The organism is Flavobacterium sp. AC274 (assembly GCF_979258275.1).
The window spans coordinates 3663722-3685291 of sequence record NZ_OZ409852.1 but is presented as its reverse complement, the minus strand read 5'-3'; the positions used below and the strand labels follow the sequence as shown (position 1 = coordinate 3685291).

At 34.2% G+C, this 21570-nt stretch carries 23 protein-coding genes and 1 pseudogene; 12 read left to right on the top strand and 12 right to left on the bottom strand.

Features of this window, described 5'->3' with window-relative positions; translation table 11 throughout:
* Positions 1-7 precede the first annotated feature (7 nt).
* The 3 genes from ACZZZT_RS16520 to ACZZZT_RS16510 all read right to left on the bottom strand — a co-directional run bounded on the left by ACZZZT_RS16520 (position 8) and on the right by ACZZZT_RS16510 (position 1493).
* On the bottom strand, positions 8-376 hold the full coding sequence (locus ACZZZT_RS16520) for a nuclear transport factor 2 family protein (RefSeq protein WP_463461194.1): 369 nt from the start codon (positions 374-376) through the stop codon (positions 8-10).
* Positions 377-469: 93 nt separating this feature from the next.
* On the bottom strand, positions 470-859 hold the full coding sequence (locus ACZZZT_RS16515) for an acyl-CoA thioesterase (protein WP_463461193.1): 390 nt from the start codon (positions 857-859) through the stop codon (positions 470-472).
* Positions 860-911: 52 nt separating this feature from the next.
* Positions 912-1493 carry a TetR/AcrR family transcriptional regulator gene (locus ACZZZT_RS16510; RefSeq protein ID WP_463461192.1) on the bottom strand — a complete coding sequence of 194 codons (582 nt, stop codon included), beginning with the start codon at positions 1491-1493 and terminating at the stop codon, positions 912-914.
* 255 nt (positions 1494-1748) lie between these two features.
* On the opposite strand from ACZZZT_RS16510, the gene ACZZZT_RS16505 reads away from it, so the two are divergent.
* The 9 genes and pseudogenes from ACZZZT_RS16505 to ACZZZT_RS16465 all read left to right on the top strand — a co-directional run bounded on the left by ACZZZT_RS16505 (position 1749) and on the right by ACZZZT_RS16465 (position 9820).
* Positions 1749-2135 (top strand): putative quinol monooxygenase, encoded by a 387-nt coding sequence (locus tag ACZZZT_RS16505; RefSeq protein WP_463461191.1) that lies wholly within the window; start codon positions 1749-1751, stop codon positions 2133-2135.
* 234 nt (positions 2136-2369) lie between these two features.
* A complete protein-coding gene (locus tag ACZZZT_RS16500) occupies positions 2370-2663 on the top strand; it encodes a hypothetical protein (protein ID WP_463461190.1) in 294 nt (97 codons plus the stop codon).
* Between the two features lie 239 nt (positions 2664-2902).
* Positions 2903-3826 (top strand): hypothetical protein, encoded by a 924-nt coding sequence (locus tag ACZZZT_RS16495; RefSeq protein WP_463461189.1) that lies wholly within the window; start codon positions 2903-2905, stop codon positions 3824-3826.
* Positions 3827-3841: 15 nt separating this feature from the next.
* Positions 3842-5811, top strand: a pseudogene (locus ACZZZT_RS16490) (TonB-dependent receptor plug domain-containing protein).
* Positions 5811-6191 carry a hypothetical protein gene (locus ACZZZT_RS16485; RefSeq protein WP_463461188.1) on the top strand — a complete coding sequence of 127 codons (381 nt, stop codon included), beginning with the start codon at positions 5811-5813 and terminating at the stop codon, positions 6189-6191. Before ACZZZT_RS16490 ends, ACZZZT_RS16485 begins: the two are co-directional and overlap by 1 nt.
* Before the next feature lie 43 nt (positions 6192-6234).
* Positions 6235-7101: an MbnP family protein gene (locus ACZZZT_RS16480; protein WP_463461187.1), complete on the top strand. Its 867-nt coding sequence runs from the start codon at positions 6235-6237 to the stop codon at positions 7099-7101.
* A gap of 62 nt (positions 7102-7163) precedes the next feature.
* Entirely contained in the window at positions 7164-8183 is a 1020-nt protein-coding gene (locus ACZZZT_RS16475) for a cytochrome-c peroxidase (protein ID WP_463461186.1), read from the top strand.
* 163 nt (positions 8184-8346) lie between these two features.
* Complete coding sequence (locus ACZZZT_RS16470; protein WP_463461185.1) at positions 8347-8940, top strand: YheT family hydrolase; 594 nt, start codon at positions 8347-8349, stop codon at positions 8938-8940.
* Between the two features lie 502 nt (positions 8941-9442).
* Positions 9443-9820 carry a hypothetical protein gene (locus ACZZZT_RS16465; protein ID WP_463461184.1) on the top strand — a complete coding sequence of 126 codons (378 nt, stop codon included), beginning with the start codon at positions 9443-9445 and terminating at the stop codon, positions 9818-9820.
* A gap of 129 nt (positions 9821-9949) precedes the next feature.
* On the opposite strand, the gene ACZZZT_RS16460 is transcribed toward ACZZZT_RS16465, so the two are convergent.
* The 5 genes from ACZZZT_RS16460 to ACZZZT_RS16440 all read right to left on the bottom strand — a co-directional run bounded on the left by ACZZZT_RS16460 (position 9950) and on the right by ACZZZT_RS16440 (position 15869).
* A complete protein-coding gene (locus ACZZZT_RS16460; protein WP_463461183.1) occupies positions 9950-11164 on the bottom strand; it encodes a hypothetical protein in 1215 nt (404 codons plus the stop codon).
* A gap of 34 nt (positions 11165-11198) precedes the next feature.
* Entirely contained in the window at positions 11199-12101 is a 903-nt protein-coding gene (locus tag ACZZZT_RS16455) for a DUF4625 domain-containing protein (protein WP_463461182.1), read from the bottom strand.
* A 34-nt stretch (positions 12102-12135) separates the two neighbouring features.
* Positions 12136-14559: a TonB-dependent receptor gene (locus ACZZZT_RS16450; protein ID WP_463461181.1), complete on the bottom strand. Its 2424-nt coding sequence runs from the start codon at positions 14557-14559 to the stop codon at positions 12136-12138.
* A gap of 10 nt (positions 14560-14569) precedes the next feature.
* Positions 14570-15043, bottom strand: coding sequence for a DUF4625 domain-containing protein (locus ACZZZT_RS16445; RefSeq protein WP_463461180.1), 474 nt, complete (start codon positions 15041-15043; stop codon positions 14570-14572).
* A gap of 478 nt (positions 15044-15521) precedes the next feature.
* Complete coding sequence (locus tag ACZZZT_RS16440; protein WP_463461179.1) at positions 15522-15869, bottom strand: hypothetical protein; 348 nt, start codon at positions 15867-15869, stop codon at positions 15522-15524.
* Positions 15870-16027: 158 nt separating this feature from the next.
* Here ACZZZT_RS16440 and ACZZZT_RS16435 point away from each other — a divergent pair, with 158 nt between their 5' ends.
* From ACZZZT_RS16435 to ACZZZT_RS16425, 3 genes are all read left to right on the top strand, one after another.
* Positions 16028-16660: an NAD(P)H-dependent oxidoreductase gene (locus tag ACZZZT_RS16435; RefSeq protein ID WP_042567152.1), complete on the top strand. Its 633-nt coding sequence runs from the start codon at positions 16028-16030 to the stop codon at positions 16658-16660.
* Positions 16661-16776: 116 nt separating this feature from the next.
* The gene (locus tag ACZZZT_RS16430) at positions 16777-17799 is read left to right on the top strand and encodes an LLM class flavin-dependent oxidoreductase (RefSeq protein WP_463461178.1); all 1023 of its coding nucleotides are present in this window, start codon (positions 16777-16779) and stop codon (positions 17797-17799) included.
* A 317-nt stretch (positions 17800-18116) separates the two neighbouring features.
* Complete coding sequence (locus tag ACZZZT_RS16425; RefSeq protein ID WP_073394053.1) at positions 18117-18719, top strand: murein L,D-transpeptidase catalytic domain-containing protein; 603 nt, start codon at positions 18117-18119, stop codon at positions 18717-18719.
* An 82-nt stretch (positions 18720-18801) separates the two neighbouring features.
* Here the strand turns inward: ACZZZT_RS16425 and arsB are convergent, their stop codons facing one another.
* The 4 genes from arsB to ACZZZT_RS16405 all read right to left on the bottom strand — a co-directional run bounded on the left by arsB (position 18802) and on the right by ACZZZT_RS16405 (position 21561).
* A complete protein-coding gene (gene arsB, locus ACZZZT_RS16420) occupies positions 18802-19860 on the bottom strand; it encodes an ACR3 family arsenite efflux transporter (protein ID WP_463461177.1) in 1059 nt (352 codons plus the stop codon).
* Positions 19861-19862: 2 nt separating this feature from the next.
* Entirely contained in the window at positions 19863-20477 is a 615-nt protein-coding gene (locus ACZZZT_RS16415) for an arsenate-mycothiol transferase ArsC (RefSeq protein ID WP_463461176.1), read from the bottom strand.
* A gap of 45 nt (positions 20478-20522) precedes the next feature.
* Positions 20523-20996: a DUF6428 family protein gene (locus tag ACZZZT_RS16410; protein WP_302095902.1), complete on the bottom strand. Its 474-nt coding sequence runs from the start codon at positions 20994-20996 to the stop codon at positions 20523-20525.
* Positions 20997-21075: 79 nt separating this feature from the next.
* On the bottom strand, positions 21076-21561 hold the full coding sequence (locus tag ACZZZT_RS16405) for an N-acetyltransferase family protein (protein ID WP_463461175.1): 486 nt from the start codon (positions 21559-21561) through the stop codon (positions 21076-21078).
* Between the last annotated feature and the right edge of the window lie 9 nt (positions 21562-21570).

Below are 21570 nucleotides of genomic sequence, written 5' to 3'. Positions count from 1 at the left end.
TTTATTATTATATGCTTGTAAATTGTTTAGGATCATAAAAGAACTTTTCTGATTTTATAAGTTCTTCCTGCCAGTTTTGATACGCGATTTCTTCAATTTCAGAAATAGTTCCATTTTTCCATTCAAATCGAAAATACCATCGAATAACAACCTGATCACCATTCATAAAATAGGGACGAATACATTTTGATACTAAAGATTTGACTTTTAGAAGTGTATTTTTTTCGTTAGCAACAAGATTATCTCTGCCGACACGTGGTTCTGACTGATTTTCCTGCATAGAGGCATCAATAGTGTAGAATTTTTCAATCGCTTTATCATGTTCGTTAGATTCAACCATTGCTATAAATTGTTCAATTGTTTCTGGTTTAGGCATGTGTTCTTGTTTTTAAATTTTTAATAATTTCTAAATATCTATTTTCAAAAACAGACTGATCAACAGGTAACACAACCGATTCAAATAATTTCATCAAATCTTCTGAATGGCTTGCTGCTTTTTTGTCTGGATGTTGTACTGAATAAATTTTATCCATAGAATTGCTTTTAATTCTGTTTCATTTTCATTCCACATTTTCATTTCAACCAGTAAAAGATTGTCAGTATATTGAATAAGCTGAGACTCAATTAATACCGTTTCCATTGTAAAAGCCGGTTTCAAATAACTGATCTGATTCGATGCAACAACCCAGCTAAGTCTCGTCGTTTTCATATATTCAAATATGTCAAGGTCATAGTTTTCAGCAATTTGATCCTCACGCACATTAATAAAATATTCTAAATATTTAGAATTGTTCAAATGATTAAAAGGATCACAATCCTGAAACCTTACTTTTCTTTTTGTCTTTAATATTTTTTCCATTTTTATAATTATTACATCAAATACCGATCGGTATCTGAAAGGTTAAAAATTTTTATTTGCTGATGCTTTCGATTATAGTTTGATCTATAAAACCCATTGCGTCATTTATGTAAGCTGGGTCATTGTGGGTAAAAGTCAAAAGAGAACTGCCTTCAATTAAGGATAGAATTATTTTAGCATATTTATCAGGATCGGTATTTGGTTTAATTTCATTATTAGCAATGCCATCATTGATAATATTGGTTAAACCGATAGTAAATTTTTGAGATAAATTTTGCGCTGCTTTAAACAATAACGGATTAATAAATTTGGTATCAACTCCTGCACGCAACATCGGGCATCCGCCTCTGTCTTTCACCAAATCATAATAACTGCGTTGATATTCGGTTATGGTATGAAGCTTATTTAAACTGCCTTCTTTGCTGGCAACCAGCTTGAATAAGGGAGTTATTGCAAGGTTTACATTTAGTTGAAATGACTTTAATGCTAAATCTTCTTTATTCAAAAAATTACAGTAAATCGCACCTTTTGTAAGACCTGTTGCCTTTGTAATATCTGTCAGGCTGGTTCCAACATATCCTTGTTTGTTAAAAATAGGAGCTACTTTATCTAAAATAATTTCAGAAGTATTCATAATGTTTGCTTATAGCGATTTATGACAAATATAGTACAAATACCGATCGGTATGTGTAAATACAATGAAAAATTTTCAACTAAAACAAGAAGTTCTAAGGAGGATAGATTAATAATACAAAGAAAATAAGTAAATTGTATGTCTATTAGATGTCTTAAGATAATTCAACATCAATAGACTAATTAAAGTTGAATTTTTATATATGAAAAAGTTAACCCTGAATCTTCAAAGCAATTTTTCAAAAGGTCGATTTTTATGTTTAGTATTTACAGCCGTATTTCTTATTTCCGGTTCTATATCTGCCCAAAAAAAGATATGATGGTTCGTATTGCAGAAATTGAAATTTATCCCGAACATTTAGCACAATATATAGCCATATTAAAAGAAGAGTCGGCTGCTTCTGTAAAGTTAGAACCCGGCGTTTTGGCAATCTTTCCTATGTATCAAAAAAGTGATTCTACTCAAATAAGAATAATAGAAATATATAGTGATAAAGATGCTTATCAGGCACATTTAAAAACACCGCATTTTCAAAAATATAAAACCACAACAACTAAAATGGTTAAAGCATTAAAGTTGGTAGAAATGAATACAATTGATCCTGAATCTATGAAAATGGTGTTCAGGAAAATAAATGAATGATAGCCGCTTATACAAGATTTCGAAATATAGCTGATAAATAAACACTTGGCAATGAGTGAATAATAATTTTTTGTTTAATAAAACAAGAAGTTTCCTTAAATAAAAGTAAAAATGATGTATTTTTGCTGAATATATAAATCAAGCAAATAGTTGAAAAGGTTTTTTATCTTATTACTTTCTTTTCTGATTATGGCACCGTCATTTGGCAGTTTGTTTATATATGCTTCCTTCAAAATGAATCAGACAGAGATCGCCAAAACGATTTGTGTACAGCGTAAATTAGCTTTTAACAGTTGTAATGGTCGATGTGAACTTCAAAAAAGCATCAAAAAATATTCTGATAACGAAAGAAAAATGCAGGACAGCTTAAAAGAAAAAACGGAGCTTGTATATGTTCAAAATACACTTGAAGTTAATTTTGATATAGTTCCTGTAATCGAATCAAAAAATAATTCTTCTATTTTGTTTGAAAAGAAACCAATAGGGGCTTCTAATCTTACATTTCATCCTCCTCTCTATTTCGCATAGATCAATCTTTCAAATTTAAAATTTTGACATTGTAACTATTTCAATGTTACTGTCTTACTTGTATTTAAACACAGCATTTTTCTGTTTCTTATTTTATTTGAAAACTATTGATCTTAATTGATTAATGCAATCTATTTGTGTTTTTCGATACCTCTTCAAATTCACTGCACAAGCTTATGTTTGATTTTCAGCTTATGTCTTTGTGCTCATTTTAAACAGTTTTTATAAAATTCATTTTAATGAAATCTTTTAATTTTTTAGTAATCGCAATATTTTTTGTGATTACTTCCTGTACAATCGACAAAACAGATTACGAAGCAGAAATAGACTCTGAAGTTCCTGAATATTATGAATTTAAAGAAGCTGTTTCTTTGACCAGCGGCATTTATAAAATTAGTATTGAGGCCTTAAACGGAACTTTTTACAGAGGTTATAATGAGCTTCACTTAAAAGTTACAAATACGCAGACTAATCAAAATGTAAGTGCCTCCGAAGTTACTTTTTTGCCTGTAATGACTAATACTGATGGAAATACAAATTCATGCCCACATCAATATAATTTAGAATATAATGCTTCAAATGGCTATTACAATAGTTATTCTGTATTTACATCAGAAAGCGCAACAACTGCAAGCTGGAAATTATACGTGAGTTTTACAGTTGAGAATCAAAAATATGAGATTAATAAAGAGGTTTCTGTTGAAAAACAAAGCAACAAAAATCTTAATATGACGGCTTTTACAGGAAAAGATAATGAACAATACTTTATTGCATTGGTTTCGCCACAAAAACCAACAGTTGCAGAAAACAAATTGGTTGCCGGAATCTATAAATACAATAAGCCAGCAACTCCCGCAGGAACTTTTCCTGATCCGTCGCAATTTTCTTATTCAGCAGTAACGGGTTATACCTTGAAATTAGATCCAAGAATGCCCGAGCCTTCAATGGGAAATCATTCTTCGCCAAATAATCAGGATTTAACACAGCAAAGTGATGGTTTATATCATGGCGTAGTCAATTATACGATGACCGGAAACTGGACATTGAATTTAATTATGATGAATCAAAACGGATTGATCTTAAAAGGAACGGTTGTTCCAACAGATTTTACACCCGGAGTTGAAGGTGTAAAAAGTGAACTTTATATTGATACTTTATTTTAATATCATGAAATATATATCAATAGCATTACTTTTTTTGGAATATCTGTAACTGCCCAAAATGCACATGTACATCATGACAGTATAAAAAATCTGGAGGAAGTAACCGTAAAAAACGCTGCCAAAAAGAAGATCGAAACAGAGATGAAAATGGCAGTTTCGGTAGATGAATTTTTATCTTCTTCGGATAATATAAGTTTCATAAAACGTGGCGCTTATGCGTGGGAACCCTTGCTAAATAACATGAGTACAGAACGTTCGACGGTTACCATTGACGGGATGCATATTTTTGGAGCCTGCACCGATAAAATGGATCCGATAACATCTTATGTAGAAAGCAATAATCTTGCTGCAATTGACATTAAATCAGGGCAGGAAGGAAGCCTTCATGGCGCGACAGTAGCCGGAAGTATTGATTTAAAAGAAGAAGCACGCCATTTAGCACAGAAAGAAAATGGAATGGAAGCTATCAAAGCGGATTTGAGTTTAATAATAAACAGTTTTTCAATCTTGGAAATGTCTCTTACTCAAGCAATAAATTTGTTGCTGATGGAAGTATTTCGTATAGAAAAGCAGATAATTATTATGACGGGAATGATGATGAAGTAAAACATTCACAATATAAAAAATTTAATACCTCGTTGGGTTTCGCGTACAAAACCAGTGATTTATCATCGGTTAGATTAGATGCGATTTTTGATATGGCAAAGGATGTTGGCTTTCCTGCATTGCCAATGGATTTATCACTTTCGAGAGCGCTAATAACTTCGGCTTCTTATAAACAATTATTTAAAGAAGGTTTGGTAAGAGTTATTGATAGTAAGGTTTATTTTAATGCGATAGAACATTATATGGATGATACAACGCGTCCTGAAAATCTGGTTCACATGGATATGCCGGGCTGGAGTACTACATACGGACTGGTTTCTAAAGCAAACGTAAAAAAGAATAGTTATTCTTCTGAAATACAATTGAATGCATACGATAATTTGTCGATTGCAGAAATGCGAATGTACCCGCAGGATAGAAGCAAGAGATCAATGTTTGCTTACAGCTGGCCGTGGGTTACTACGAGATATGGCGGACTTTCTATGAATAATTACTGGGACATTTCAGAGAAAAGCCAGCTGAGTTTAGGCGGATCTTTAGGAGTAAATTACAATTATTCTAAATATGTAGAATTCAACTGGATTTTTCATCCGGGTGCGCCTCAGGAAAAAACGAGATTTTTACCAAGTTTGCATGCAGGATATCAATTGGATATTGACCAGTTTAATTTTTCTGTTGGAACAGGTTACGGACACAGAGCACCTTCTGTTTCTGAAGGTTATGGATATTACATTTACAATAGTTTTGATCGTTATGATTATATCGGAGATCCAAATTTAAAAAATGAAATTTCGTATGAAGGAAATGCAAGCGCAGGTTTTAAAAATGAAAGATTAAGCATTCAGGGAAAAGTAAATTATTTCTACATCCAAAATTATATTATTGGCAGGGTTTTAAGCATGGGAAGTCCGATGAACTATCAATCGGTTGGCGTAAAAGGGTATACTTCATTAGATTATGCAACGCTTTTTAATATGTCGATGAATGCCGCTTATGATATTTTACAGCACTTACATTGGAAAGGAACCCTAACTTATGCACGCGGAATGGATGATAAAGAAGGAAACCTGCCTTTTATTCGTCCGTTAAGTTACCAGACTTCTCTTCATTTTATGCATAAAAATTTTGGTATCCAGACTTCTGTAAATGGTGATTTTGCACAAATTAATTACAGTCCGGAATACGGAGAAGACCAGACATCTGCTTACACCATTTGGAATATTTCTGCCAATTATACTTTCAAAATTAATAAAGTAAAAACGGTTGTTCAGGTTGGTGCAGAAAATTTATTAAATGAATATTACAGCACTTATGCAGATTGGGGAAATATTCCGAGAATGGGACGTAATATTTTTACTTCCTTAAAATTCAACTTCTAATGATGAAAAAAGTTTTTAGTATCACAATGACAATGCTGTTTCTGCTGGTTTCTTTCCAGCAGGCATTGATTATTGTACACTTTAAACTGAATCAAAAGGACATTGAAAAAGAGTTTTGTATTAATAAAACTAAACCTCAACTGCAATGCCATGGTAAATGCCATTTGAAAAAAGAGCTTAAAAAATCAGAAAAAAACAACGATTTAGAACTTAATGGTATCAGTAAAAAGATTGATTTTGTTTTGATTTCGGAAATAAAATTTAAGCCTGAAATCTTAAAAAATATAAATTCAACTAAAATATTAATTTATAAAGAAGGAATTCATTTTGAGCCTTATCTGGAAATCTTTGTACCGCCGCCTCTTTTTAATTGCTGTTAACCAAGACTCAATAAATAGAATTATAATAATTAAATTAATAAAAATGCAAAATTTCAAAAAATACCTTTTGTTGTCAGTGGCTATGTTGGCATTCGTATCTTGCTCTAGTGATGATGATACTCCTGTGGCAAACAATGTGACGCTGGAATTCAATAATACTTTTAAAAACACTACTATCGTTTTAGGGAATGCAGCTTCAACTTCTGTAACAGCCAATACCTCGGCTGCAGGACAAGTGCATCATTTTTCAGAATTAAAATATGTAATCAGTAATATCCGCCTTATAAAAGACAACGGGGATGAAGTTCCATATAACATAAATGATTTGGATAAAGGTGCAGCAGTTATCGATCAGGCAAAAACGGCTTCTTTAAGTTATGTTTTAAATAATATTCCGTCGGCGACTTATAAGCAGATTAAATTTGGTTTAGGAATCAAACCGGAACAAAATACTTTAGACCAGGTTAGATTTCCTAATTTCTATGCAGCTGCAGGCGCTAACGATACAGAAATGATGTGGGAATGGGGAAGTGGATACCGTTTTACAAAAGTAGAAGGCTTTTATGATACCGATAATAAAGCAATGTCAATTCACACAGGAAGTACTGTTGAAGGAACTGAAGGAGCTTATACTCAGGGTGTAAATGCATACAGAGATATTACTTTAAATCTTAGTACAAAGGCAATTGTTGGAAGTAAAGCACCAAAAATTAAAATTGCAGCTGACTTTGATAAATTGTTAAGCGGAAAAATCAATACAATTACTTTATCTACAGGAACGGGGATGAATGATAATGCAACTCCAAACGTTCATACTGCTGCTCAAATGGTGAAGTTTGTTGATAATTTGGGTGGAAATGGTTCAAGCGATATCAGCGGAATGTTTTCTGTTACTGCCGTAGAAAACTAAAACTATATTTTAGAGTCGTCTTGATGTAATTTGAGACGACTCTATTTTTTAATTCATTTCTAATGAAAAAAATAATTGTTTTCTTATCAGTAATATCGTTATTAACATCTTGTAATAATGATGATTCTGAAATGATTTATATAAACAATCCTGAAATTACATTACATATTCCTTCTGGATTTCCGGAAGTGAATAGTTTTGTGCGTTTAAATAAACCAACAAAATATGGTGTAGCATTAGGAGAAAAACTTTTCTCTGAAAAAAGATTCAGTACAGATAATACTATTTCCTGTTCCAGCTGCCACATTCAGTCGAATGCTTTTGCAGATCATAATCCGCAAGCGATTGGAATTGAAGGAAGAATTGGACTGCGAAATGCACCATCACTTCAGAATTTAATGTTTATGAAATTTTATAATTGGGATGGAAGTAAACTTCAGCTCGAAACGCAGCCATTAGTTCCCATTATAACTCATGAAGAAATGGATTCTTCAATTCTGGAAGTAATAGAGAAAATTAAGGATGATCCGGATTATAAAGATTTGTTCCAAAAAACATTTGGAGATGAAAGTATTACACCCGAAAGAATTTACAAAAGTATAGCACAGTTTGAGTACACGCTAATTTCTGCCAACAGCAAATATGACAAAGTAAAACGAAATGAAGGAGAATCCTTTACCACAAGTGAAGCGAAGGGATATGAGATATTTCAGCAAAAATGCGCAAGTTGTCATGGTACAGAATTATTTACAGATCAAAGTTTTAGAAATATTGGCTTTCCTGTAAACACAAATACCAATGAAGCCGGACGAGGAAGAGTTACGGGCCTTGCTTCTGATTATATGAGTTTTCGGGTTCCTACTTTAAGAAATATCGAATATACAGCACCTTACGGAAGTTTTGGACAGTTTTCTACCTTAAAATCGGTTTTAGATTATTTTGATAATGGCGTTTTAGAAGCCGATAATCTTGACCCGGTTTTTAAAAATAATGGCAACAAAATACCACTCACCGAAGAAGAAAAGAGCAATCTTATTTCGTTTATGAAAACACTAACGGATAATCATTTTTTGGGGAATTAGTTCATTTAATTTGATATCGTGAGTTTTACCTCCCAAAAGTTATATTTTGTTATTAAACGGGTCTATTTTTTTTAATTTATTAAAAATGAAATAAAAAAAGAAAGTTTTTAAATTACATTGATTGATTTGTTAGCTTTGTATAAGCACCAAAAACTTTTTTATCATGCCTGTAATTGAACAATCAGAATATAATTTTCCTCCGATTATTCATCGGAACAGGCATATCTCTACTATTTACGCTGCTTTATTTAAAAAGTTTGAAGTTCCGGGATACACAAGAGAAAAACATGAATTAAATGACGGGGATTTTATTAATATAGATTTTATTCTAAATGATCCTAAAAAAGCAGTGATTTTGTGCCATGGCTTAGAAGGTGATTCCCGCAGAACTTATAATAATAGCTGTGCAACTTATTTTCAGGAGAAAGGTTTTTCAGTTTTCGCCTGGAATAACCGTACCTGCGGAGGAGAAATGAACCGATTGCCGAGACTTTATCATCATGGCGCAGTTGATGATCTTGATGAAGTAGTTCAGTTTGTCCTGAAAAAAGGATTTGAAGATGTTTATTTGATTGGATATTCAATGGGAGGTGTTCAGCTTTTAAATTATTTTGGCTGGACAAAAATGGATGAACGCGTAAAAGCAGGAGTTTCCATTTCAGTGCCTACTCATATTGCTACAAGCGCTGCTGTACTCAAACAAGGGTTTAACAGGGTTTATTTAAAGAATTTTACAATCGATATTAAAAAAAGCTAAAATACAAAGCGGCACAATTTCCTGATTTTATAAACCGTGATCAAATTGACAGTATTACTTCTTTTGATGAAGTGGATCATTATTTTACAGCACCACTGCATGGTTTTGCCAGCCGTGACGACTATTATCAACGTGTTTCTCCAGAATTCTCCCTTAAAAATATTACCATTCCGGTTTTAATTATTAATTCTCTCGATGATCCTTTTTTGGGAGAAAGATGTTACCCAACTGCTATCGCAAAGGACAGTCTGTATGTGTATCTTGAAACCCCAAAGTACGGAGGACATTGTGCTTTTCCACTGCGCAATTCAACGTATTCATACGCAGAGACAAGAGCCTACGAGTTCTTTAAATCTTTTAAATAACCTCTGGAATGTTACGAACTTTTAGCATTTTTTAAACAACCACTTGCGTTAAAGGATATAAAATACAATTCAAATTATATAAATGTTTAGTTTATCATATTTCTAAATTTGAAATATAACGAACAAACAATAATATTATGAAAACGCTATCTAAATTAAAAATTGTTTTAACTGTACTGATAATAGGATTTTTACTTTCATGTAAAAATAATAAAGATGGGTATAGTGATGAAATTGACACTAGACAAACTCCCGATACTACTGCTGCAGACACCACTGAAAATAAAGGTTCAAATACAACCGGTACAAATACAACTGGCGCAACAGGAACTGAATCTGAAGGGGTTACCGGAGCGGGAAGTATTTCGGACCCAGGAACTGCTACCAAGAGAGAATCTACTCAGGGTACAGGAAGTGGTCCCGGAGAAAGTGCTAAAGATGGTTCAACATATACTTCATCTCAAACTAAGGATACCGTAAGCACGAAACAACCTGTAAAAGGAACCAAAAAATAATGTTAGTTTAGTAGACAGACATTTATCCAGATTGAAAAATATTCAAATTAAGTACCGCTGAAATAGAAGTTTTAACCTAAAAAAAACAAGCTGCCATTGGCAGCTTGTTTTATATTATCAGATTAAAAATTAGTGACTTTCACTGTTTTCAAACCCAAGAATTGTAATCATATAAGGAGTTTTTGAAACCTTAATTTTCTTCGTAATTTCCATTAAAGTCAAATTCAATTGCAATAACTCTCCCGTATTTGGAGATGTGATGTAAGCAAAATTCTCTGTTAACTGGATTTGTGGTTTTAAAGTAGCGTCAGTTGCAGTTTCGGCGATGATCTTTCCTTCTTTTTCAACTGATAAACTGTTTAGGTTGAATAGTTTGAATTCTCCGGAATGCAATAAAATTCCCAGTTTGCTATCATTGTAGCTTACTTTACATTGCATGATAGTTGTATTTTGCAAAATTGGTTTAATTGTGCTGTTTGCAACATCAATTAAATAAGCTCCTTTTGCGGCAGTGTAACCTACAAATTTCCCTTTCGTTGAAGTTTCTAAAATACTTCCAAACCAGGCAGTTCCAAAATCTTCAGGAAGTGCAATCAATTTTTGTTTCCCTGTACTTTCAACCACAAGAACTCCACTAGCAGAACCAAAAACAGCATAAGTTCCATCAGAAGCATTTCCGTGAATTCCTTTGGTAACAATTGTGGCATCAAAAAGTGTTTTACCGGTATTGTCTATAATTTTTACTTTTTCAGGAAGCGTTCCTGTAATCGAATTATCCTTTTCAGTAATGGCATAAGCTCCGTTAGTAAAAGTCGCCATTGCACCGTGATGCGCCAAAAGCCCTGCATTTATCACTTTAAATACCGCACCTGGAGTATTAATTTCAGCTTCTTTTGCCACAGACAATGTTCCATCACCATCATTAAAAGTCAATAATTCGCCTATTTTACTTTTAAAATGTGTTGGCAAAAGTGATTTTCCTGTCAAAGCACCAAATTGCGGAAGACCGTCTAAATCAACATGATCGCCATGACTTTCAAAACCGCTGTCAAAAGTTTCAACCGTGTTGTCAGCTCTATGCACTATTCCTGCATATCTGCCAGATTCTGTAGTATAAAGAGCAGATTTTGCAAACTTTGCATTAAAAGAACTTGTTGTGGCATCAACCGGATTTACCAATGTAATTTCATTTGTTTTTTCATCAGAAAGTAAAATTCTAAGGTATTTAAATTCTGAAAGCGTTTCGTCGGGAGTTTCAACATTGTTGTCGTCATCATTACTACAGGAGATTATGAAAGTCGATAAAGCAAATAAGAAAATCAGTTTGAAATAATTGTTTTTCATTGTAAAATGTATTTAAATTAATATTTGGGTTTAATTAGAAACTAATGGTAATTGGCATCGATTTATAGACGCTCAAATTGTATGTGGTATTTTTATAAAGAATTACCCAATTGTATTGACCGGATTGCCATGATTTATCTAAAGTTGTTGCTTCGCCAATAGCATCTTTATCAGCGCCAATAGTGATGCTTTCTCCGCCCCATACGTCATTTATTTTTTGAAGCGTAGCAATTTTTGAAGCAGGAGCAAGGCCTTTATGTTCAACTTTTGAAATCACAATTACTTTTTTAAAATCAAGATTATCAATGCTTTCTGGATGGTAATTCAGGCTTTTTTTGATTAAACCAGAATATAAAATTCCGTCGCCCACAATCTGGCTAACCTGCGCATGGGCTGTAAGCAAATCATTTTTTTTGAAGATTAATTCCGGCTCCACCCAGGTTTCCATATAATAAATCAGATCGTCGTTTCTGGAAATCATATCGCGTCCTATTAAAGGATCAGCAGGCATATTCGCGGGATCTGTAATCGTAATTTCTTCCTTAATTTCGAGTTGGGTTCCATTTTCATCCAAGACAATAAAATAGAAATCAAATTTACCTTCGGGAGCATCTGCAGGAATCGTAAAATGTTTATGTACATTGGTGTTTTTTGTTCCGATGTATTCAGCCCACTTAAACTCCAGTTTCCAGTCTTTTGTGTAGGTTTCTCCACTTTTCGGAAGGATTTTTAGCTGTACATCGGCAATTTTATCGCCAGCAACAACATCGGCATTAAAATGAAAATCACGACCAATTAAGGCTCGTTTGTTATTGGCGGTTCCAATTTCAATGTTTTCAGCTGTGGGTTTTGCAGCTTCCGGGTTTTCATCATTATCACAGGCAGTAAACGAAACAGCCACAATGGATAACAGAAGAAATAATTTTACTTTTTTCATAAGATTTAGGATTTATTAATTTGATTTAAAATTTTTATTGATGAATTAAAAACGGCACTTTTACCGACAGAATAATATTTCGGCTTGCCTCAGGAAGTTCGATTAACCGGTAAAAACTCGTGTGATTGAGGTATTTGGTATTAAACAGGTTTTGAACCTGCAGGCTGATTGTAAAATCCTGTCTTCCGGTTTTTAATTTAGTTCCTAAAGCAAGGTTGAAAACATTACTGCTCGCGGTTTTCTTTTCGGGAGGAACAATCTGGTTTTGCGCAGCGGTATAACGATAATCAAGCGAAAAATAAGTATCTCTTAAATTCTTGATTTCCGGACTGTACGTCATCCCAAACAAAACCGAAGCAGGAGGAGAGAAGGGAAGTGTATAACCTTTTTTGTTTCCAGATAATTGTTCAGAATAAAGATATTCGGCCAGAATTTCGACACTTAAACCAGTCATAAACTGATAACGCGTTTGCAATTCCCCACCGTATCGCATAACTTTACTTTGCTCATATTCAAATACCTGATTTCCTGCTCCGTAATAAATATCATGTTGCGAAGTGGGATTCAGATAAATATAATTGGGGAAATAATTAAAAAACGGACTCAGTTGAAAAGACCATTTATTTTCCTGCCATTCCATACCAAAATCTAATTGATACGAACGTTCTGCAGATAAATCAGGGTTTCCTTTTTCAAATCTGAAATAATGATAATTGACACCGTTTGAAGCCAGTTCTTTTGCAATCGGCATTCTAAAACTCGTTCCCAGATTTGCTTTTAACGCCAGTTTCCCCGGATTATAATTCACTCCCGCTGACCAATTAAAACTTTGAAATGTTCTGTTCAAATCATCTGAACGTTTTAAATATTGAGACGTTGTCTGACCATTTTCCGTAATTTCACTTAGAAACCAATCGTTGTATTGCTCCATTTCGATTTTACCATAATCGAGTCGAACAGCGCCATGAAGCAGCCATAAATCACTGACCTGGATTTTATCATAAGCAAATAATCCCGCCGTAATTTGCTGGAAAGCAGGAATTAAAAAACTCCAGCCATTAATAGTATTCTGCTGTTTTTCGCCATTGATTCCAACAGTAAACTGATGTTTATTTATCGAAAATTCATCTTTAATTGCGATAGAAAAAACTTCTTTATAGTACTGTCTTTCCAGATTATGAGGTGCATACATATCATCAGGATATAGGGGCGGCATAAAACCATGATTGACATAATGGCTCCATTCGCGACGGAAATTCTTCTGAAATCCCAATTGTGTTTCCAGCTGATGATTTCCTACCTGAAAAGAAGTTGTATTACTGATTTTAGTATGTGTTACTTCCTGGAAAGGCATCAAAATATCACGGCTCGATTTGTCGTGAAGTTCAGCATCAACATTTCGAGGTTCAAGTCCGTGTGCATTGGCAAAAAAGCCGCTTTTACTATAAACATTACTCGCATATAAAACCGATTTAAATTTTTCGGAAACATATCCTGTACTTGCATGCAAATCGAGTTCGCGTCCTGCGGTATTTCGCAGGCGATTTTTATACAACGGAACGGCATAATTGTAAACATGAACCGTATCTGTGGGAACACGATAATCGCCGTAATCCATAACCGTCATTCGGGTATCGAAAAACCATTTTTCATTGCGCCCAAACAGATTAATCGATCCGCCAAATTGTTCGTTGTTACTTTTCCCGGTAAAATCAATGCTTCCGCCTAATGTGTTTTTTGCAGGCACGGGAACGGGTTTTATATTGATTGCTCCGCCAATAGCATCAGATCCGTAAATAAAAGAGGAGGGACCTTTGATAATTTCGACACGATTTACCGCATATTGATCGATTTCTAGTCCGTGATCTGCGCCCCATTGCTGGCCTTCGTGTTTAATGCCGTTTTCAACCACAATAACCTGATTAAAACTGAGTCCGCGGATTAAAGGTTTTGAACCTCCGGAACCAATGGAAATCGTTTTAACGCCGGGAATTCTCTGTAGCGATTGCATCAGGCTTCCGCCGAGATTTCTCTGGATAAAACTGCTGTTTACGGTTTCGATATTTAGCGATTCTTCTTTTTTTCGGCGAAAGCCAAAATTATCGGAAACAATCACTTCTTCTAATTCTTTTATGTCTGGTTTTAAGAAAATATCCGGTAATAAAACGGCACTTTCTTTCAGTGAAAGCTTTATTTCATAAGGCAGATAACCCGTGTAGTTTATCGTTAAGCTTTTCGAATTTTTTGGAATATTTGTAAAATAAAAACGACCCTTTTTGTCTGTAATTGTGGTTAAATTACCGGGCTGAATAATAACGGTAAGACCTTCCAGCGAACCCCTTTCACTGGAAAGTACTTTACCTGATATACGAATAGATTGCGCTGCAGTTTTTGAAACTATAGCAAAACAAAAAAGCAGACAAAAAATTCGGAATCTATTTAATTTGGTTTTATACATCAAAATCAGCTTATAAAATTTTAATGCTTAAACCTTTAATGGTCTGCCAGCCTTCTTTATCCGTCAGGCGGATTAAAAAATGATAATCTCCGGGATCAATATCCTGTGGAATGCTGATTTCCTGAACGGCCTCGTAACTTTTTTGCCCGGCGGGAATTGTTACAGAATTAATATAAAGCAATGGATTTACAGGTTTTTTAATTGGATCTGATACACAATCATTGACTTCTGTACTATGTGTATGATGATCAAAATTGTGGTGAATATCAAGACTGTAAGAACCTAATTGGGCATTGTCTGTAAATTTTGTTCTGAAGGTGATTTTTTGTCCGCGTGTAATTTCACTGCATTGCACAGGAAAAGTATTTGAAGCAGAAATATCAATAACCGGATATTCTGTGTCAATTTGCTCATTATCGCTTGAACAGGCAGTAACAAAAAAAGACATTGCAAGAAGCGAAAAGGCAATTTGTAGTATTTTCATGTTTTTTGATTTGGTCTGGATTGTATTCATAAATATTAAATTGGGTTACGAAAGAAAACGATACAACAATACAGCACAGCTATTTCAGAATAGCAATGATGGCATTACGTAATTTTATAAACTAATGGTGTGATTATGCTCTAATAAGCATCTTGGGAAATAAGCGTTTCACTTTTGAAACCAAATAAGAATTCAATATCAATTTAGAATTGAAATCTATTTTACCTGGTTTAAAAACGTAACATACGGCATGTGCCTAAATGGTTTTTAGGTTTTTATTTTGAATTGAATTTGAAGCCGAATTTATAATATCGAATCAGTTTAATTCTGTCTTAAATTGTTATTTATGAATATAGAAATCCTGAAAGCAATGAAACTTTCAAAAAAACAAAGACATAAAAAACAATTAGGTTTTCGACAGCATTCAATTCTAAATAAAAAATGCGTGTACATCATCGTGAAATGATTGCTTATTAATTTAAATTCCGGGTGGTGCACGAAGCGCAAAAAGGGATCCTTTAAAAAAGGAAGAGTAGGCTTTGAAATAAAAGCCAACATTTGTAGTAATGCTAAAGCTTTTATAAAAATCAAAATGTACAAAAGAGAATGTACTAACCGGACTAAATTTAAAATGACAGATCGAACATTCTTCAGTAGAATGATCGTGTATTTTAAATTCGCTTTTATCTGAATGATGTTGTATTGAACTTTTATGTGCAGAATTATGATTCTGTATATGTTCATAAGAATGTATTGCCGGAAATAGTATTGCAAATACTACCAGCAGCGGCATAAAAAGAGTAATAAATTTAAATTTCTTTTTCATTCTGAACAATCGTCAGTACAAATATAAAATTCTTATTTTTAAATGCAACTTTGTTTCATTAAAAAAAATATTATTTATTAAAATGAAGATGTTTTTTAAGCTGCTTAAACAATTAAAATAGTTGTATTTTTGAGATATGAATTAAAAATGTAATTAAAATGAAATTGTTAGATGCCCTAAAGTGGAGATATGCCACGAAGAAAATGAATGGAAAAGTTATTCCTCAGGAAAAACTTGATTATATATTAGAAGCCGCAAGATTATCACCTTCATCATCTGGTTTGCAGCCTTATCAAATATTTGTTATCTCAAATAAGGAATTATTAGAAAAGATAAAAGCAATTAGTTTTGACCAAAGTCAAATTACAGATGCATCTCATTTATTAGTTTTTGCAGCCTGGGATGGTTATTCTCTGGAAAGAATAGAAGCTGTATTTAATAAGACGGTTTTGGAACGCGGTTTGCCATTAGATGCAATGGATGCTTACAAAGAAAGGCTATGGTCAATGTACGAACCTTTAGGTCAGGAATGGCATGCAAATCATGCGGCCAAACAAGCATACATATCATTTGGTATAGCAATCGCGGCCGCCGCTGAGCAAAATGTAGATGCTACACCAATTGAAGGATTTTTGCCGCTTGAATTGGATAAAATATTAGAATTAAATAAACAGGGTCTTAAAAGTGTTGTATTGCTTCCTTTAGGATATAGAGATGAAACCGCTGACTGGCTGGTAAACCTAAAAAAAGTGAGAACTTCAATAGATAAATTCGTTACTTTTATTTCTTAATTATAAGATGTAGAAGTACTACAATTAAATTTGCTGATACACTACAAAAGAATAAATAATAGGAAAAAATTCTTTTCTATTCGTATATTTAAAATTGTAAAATAATAATAGGATCTATGAAAAAAATAGGATTTTTATCATTTGGGCATTGGGCCAATCATCCATCCTATCAAACTCGTACAGCGGCTGATACATTGCTTCAGTCGATTGATCTGGCTGTTGCTGCAGAGGAAATTGGTTTAGACGGTGCTTATTTCCGTGTTCATCATTTTGCAACACAGCTTGCTTCGCCTTTTCCTTTACTTTCGGCCATCGGTGCTAAAACGAGTAAAATTGAAATTGGAACGGGCGTGATTGATATGCGATATGAGAATCCGCTATATATGGTGGAAGATGCTAGTGCTGCAGACTTAATTTCAGGAGGACGTTTACAATTAGGAATCAGCAGAGGATCGCCGGAGCAGGTCATAGACGGCTGGCGCTCTTTTGGTTATGAACCTAAGGAAGGTGAAACTGATGCTGATATGGGTCGCAGAAAGGCTTTAGAATTTTTGGATGGTCTTAAAGGTGAGGGATTTGCAGAACCAAACCCGTATCCGATGTTTCCAAATCCGCCGGGATTATTACGTTTAGAGCCGCATTCAGAAGGATTACGAGATCGTATCTGGTGGGGAGCAGCCTCTAATGCCACAGCTATCTGGGCAGCCGAAAACGGGATGCACCTGCAAAGTTCTACCCTGAAATACGACGAAAATGGTAAACCTTTCCATATCCAACAGGCAGAACAAATCAGGCTGTATAAAGAAGCCTGGAAAAAAGCAGGACATGAGCACCAGCCAAGAGTTTCGGTAAGCCGTTCTATTTTTGCACTGGTCAACGATCAGGATAAGTATTACTTTGGTAATCAGGCTAAGGGTTCAGACAGTTTTGGTAATATTGAAAGAGATAAACGGGCAATCTTCGGAAAAAGTTATGCAGCTGAGCCGGATAAACTCATCGCAGAGCTGGCTCAGGATGAAGCTATTCAGGAAGCGGATACAATATTGCTAACCATTCCAAATACATTGGGCGTTGATTATAACGTACATATATTGTCTTCTATACTAAAATATATCGCCCCAGAACTGGGTTGGCGTTAAAACGATTTAAGATTTCATATGTCTCTTAACTAGAAGTCCCATTCGCCGCGGCGAATGGGACTTTTTACGTTGTTCCAAATTAAAACAACTTAATTTCCTACTTATTTATCTAACGGTTTTTGTTAAAAAGAGTGATTTTTGAAAAATAAATTCATGTAAAGTTCATGTTGTCAAATATTTATAATATATTTAACTTATGAAAGATGGGAATTGTGTAAAATTTATTGATAAATTTGCAACATCAAAATATAAGTAAAAATAATATTTGTGATAAGGCAATCCCAATCTGCTGTTTAACTTAAAATTTACTGTTGCGTATGAAAATATTTTTTATGGCACTGCTTTTTTCTTTAACTTCTTTTACTACTTATAATGTAACAGATAAAAAAGAAATGTTATCTGAAGTTGAATTCGCACGACTTACAAATCATGTAAGCGAGATCAAATCTTTTACTTCTGCAAACCGCACTTACAGCAAAAAAATTGCTTTTCTTGTAGATATGAAAATCAAATCAGGAAAGAATCGTTTTTTTGTTTATGATCTTGAGAATGACCAGATAATTGACCAGGGGCTTGTTGCACATGGTTCAGGATCAGAGACAGGAATAAAAGGCGATATTCTGCAATTTAGCAATACACCAAATTCTAACTGTTCTTCACTAGGCCGATATTCTATTGAAAAATCATATAGTGGTGTTTTTGGTAAAGCTTTCAGGCTTAATGGTCTTGATGAAACTAATAGCAACGCATTGAAAAGAGCTATCGTATTGCATCGTTATAAAGAAGTTCCTGATGAAGAAAAAGAATATTATATTATAAACAGCCATGGCTGCCCTATGGTAAGTGAAGTGTTTTTTAAAAGACTTGAAAAAGTTATTGAGAGTTCAAATTCGAAAATAATGCTTTATATGTATTATTAATCAAACATAAAATTGTTACAATACTAAAAAACAGTATAAAATAAAAAAGAGCTAATTAGCTCTTTTTTATTTTATATATGGATCAATAATACTTCTTTCTAAACCAGAAAGCAACATTAACCAGTGCAATAAGCGCTGGCACTTCTACCAAAGGGCCTATAACTCCTGCAAATGCCTGACCGCTGTTTATGCCAAAGACGCCAATAGCCACGGCAATTGCAAGTTCGAAATTGTTTCCTGTAGCGGTAAAAGCTATTGATGTTGCTTTTGAATAGTCTGCCCCAAAATATTTTCCAACAAAAAAGCTGATGATAAACATAATAGTAAAGTATATCACCAATGGAACGGCGATACGAACAACATCCATAGGAATTTGAACAATCAGTTCCCCTTTAATACTAAACATCACTATGATGGTAAAAAGCAGAGATATTAGGGTGATTGGGGAAATAAACGGTACATATTTAGTTTCAAACCATTCGGCTCCTTTTATTGCAATAAGGGCATAACGGCTTATAACTCCAAGTGCAAACGGAATTCCCAAATATATCCCGACACTCTCGGCAATCTGACCAATACTGATATTTACTTCAAAACCATTATATCCGAAATAGGGTGGAAGAATAGTAATAAAAATATAAGCATATACGCTATAAAGCAGTACCTGAAAAATACTGTTCAGGGCAATAAGACCCGCAGCATATTCCCTGTTACCATACGCAAGGTCGTTCCAAACTACAACCATGGCAATACAGCGCGCCAAACCAATTAAGATCACACCGATCATATATTCGGGATAACCATTTAAAAAAAGCAAGGCCAATGCAAACATTAAAACAGGTCCCACAATCCAGTTTAAAAATAGCGAGGCCACTAGAATTTTAGTATTCCTAAAAACCTGTCCCATCTTTTCGTATTTTACTTTTGCCAGGGGTGGATACATCATCAGTATGAGACCAATAGCTAAAGGAATATTGGTTGTTCCGCTTGAAAAAGAATTGATAAAATTTCCGCTCGAGGGAATAAAATAGCCAATTGCTACACCAAGAGCCATAGCCAGGAAGATCCAAAGCGTTAAGAATTGATCCAGAAAACCTAGTTTCTTGCGTCCTACGGCAGGCGCACAGTTATTTGCTGACATTTTTATTGTTTAATTTGTGAGAATACATAAAACATTTCGGTTCCAATTTGAAGACTGCGTTCCAGATATACCTCTTTTTGCTTTGGTGTGCCATCTGATATCTTTGGATCTTCAAAGGTTATTGGAATACGTTTTTCTGCACCTGCAATAAAAGGACAGCCTCCATCTGCCTGTGAGCAGGTCATTATGGCAACAAATTCACTCTCAGGATTAAAATCATCATCATAGGTTTTAGAAAAGCCAATAACCGGGAGTTCATTCGATGCAAACTTTATGGAATAAACTGGGTTTTGACCTTCTGAAATAGCTTTAACTTTAAATCCGGAATGCTGCAGCGTTTCAGCTACCATCGGAAACAGGGTAGTAGCCTCAGTGCCTCCCGAATAACAGGAAACATTTTGTATGTTATAATTTGCAGCTGCGGTCTGCGCCCAAACCTGAGACAAATGACTTCTTCTCGAATTATGTGTGCAGATTAAATTTAGTCTTATTGGCTGTTTATTGTCGACCTTGTTTTGAATATAATCAACTAAAGGCTGCAGTATAGTTTTGCGTTCGTCAGAGATCTGATTAAAATCAAATGAATTAGTGGTATTTTTTATTTCAGTAAATAACATAGTTTGTTTGGTATTTATAATAGATTTTTAATGGTTATTTAAAAATTAGCAACAACCTGATCCGGGTGCGCATGAATTTGAAGAATCAGGATTTAACTGAGCTAATTTTATCTTAGATTTATCTGTTGGTATCCCGCATTGTTCCTGAGCAAGACAGGCAGTTTGTTTATTAAGTAAAACAAAATTTTTACCATTAAAATCTAAATCATATTTACCAATTGTGGTGTCCTGATATTCAACTTCAATTTCATAATCTTCAATACCCAGAACCTTTTCTGAAAGTTCAATGATATGAATCAGTTTTTGTGGTTTAAGTCTATGCTCGTAATCATTAGCATCCCAAAGCTGAAAGTTTACAACAGTTTCTTTTCTTACTGTTCCTCCACAGTCAATAAAGTTTTTAGTAATCAAGCCAACTTCTGTTACATGGAAATATTCCGGAACAAAATTTCCATTAGGCAATTCAAAATTTACTGCCTCGACTGTTTTTAATACTTCTTTAATTTCTGAAAGTTTCATAATGTGTTTTTTTTAGTTTTTGATGTGTTTACAACAGAATTATTAATTCTTTTTACCGCATTTTTTTATAATTAAATACTTAATTGATAAGCTGGCTTCTTCTTTCCAGCAGAACAGTATCTCTCCAGATTCCATTTTGTTTTCCAATTTTTTCCCGAATACCTAATGTTCTGAATCCGGCTTTTTCATGGATACGCAGACTAGCTGTATTTTCTGGAAATATTCCCGCCTGCAGCGTCCATATCCCTTCAGTTTCACTCAAATGAACCAGTTCTTCTAAAAGTGCCAGACCAATTCCTTTACCCGAATGCTCTGGATCAACATATACACTTACTTCGGCTACACCTGCATAAACGCATCTTGAAGAAACTGGTGTGAGTGCTGCCCAGCCTATAATCAGGTTATTACTTTCGGCAATAATTCTGCAAGTAGCAAGGTGTGATTCGTTCCAGTCTTGCCATGAAGGAGCGCTGGTTTGAAAAGTGGCATTGCCGGTATTAATTCCTTTTTCATAGATTAATCTAACCTGCGGCCAATCTGTATCCAATAATTTTCTGATTTCCATAGTAATTAA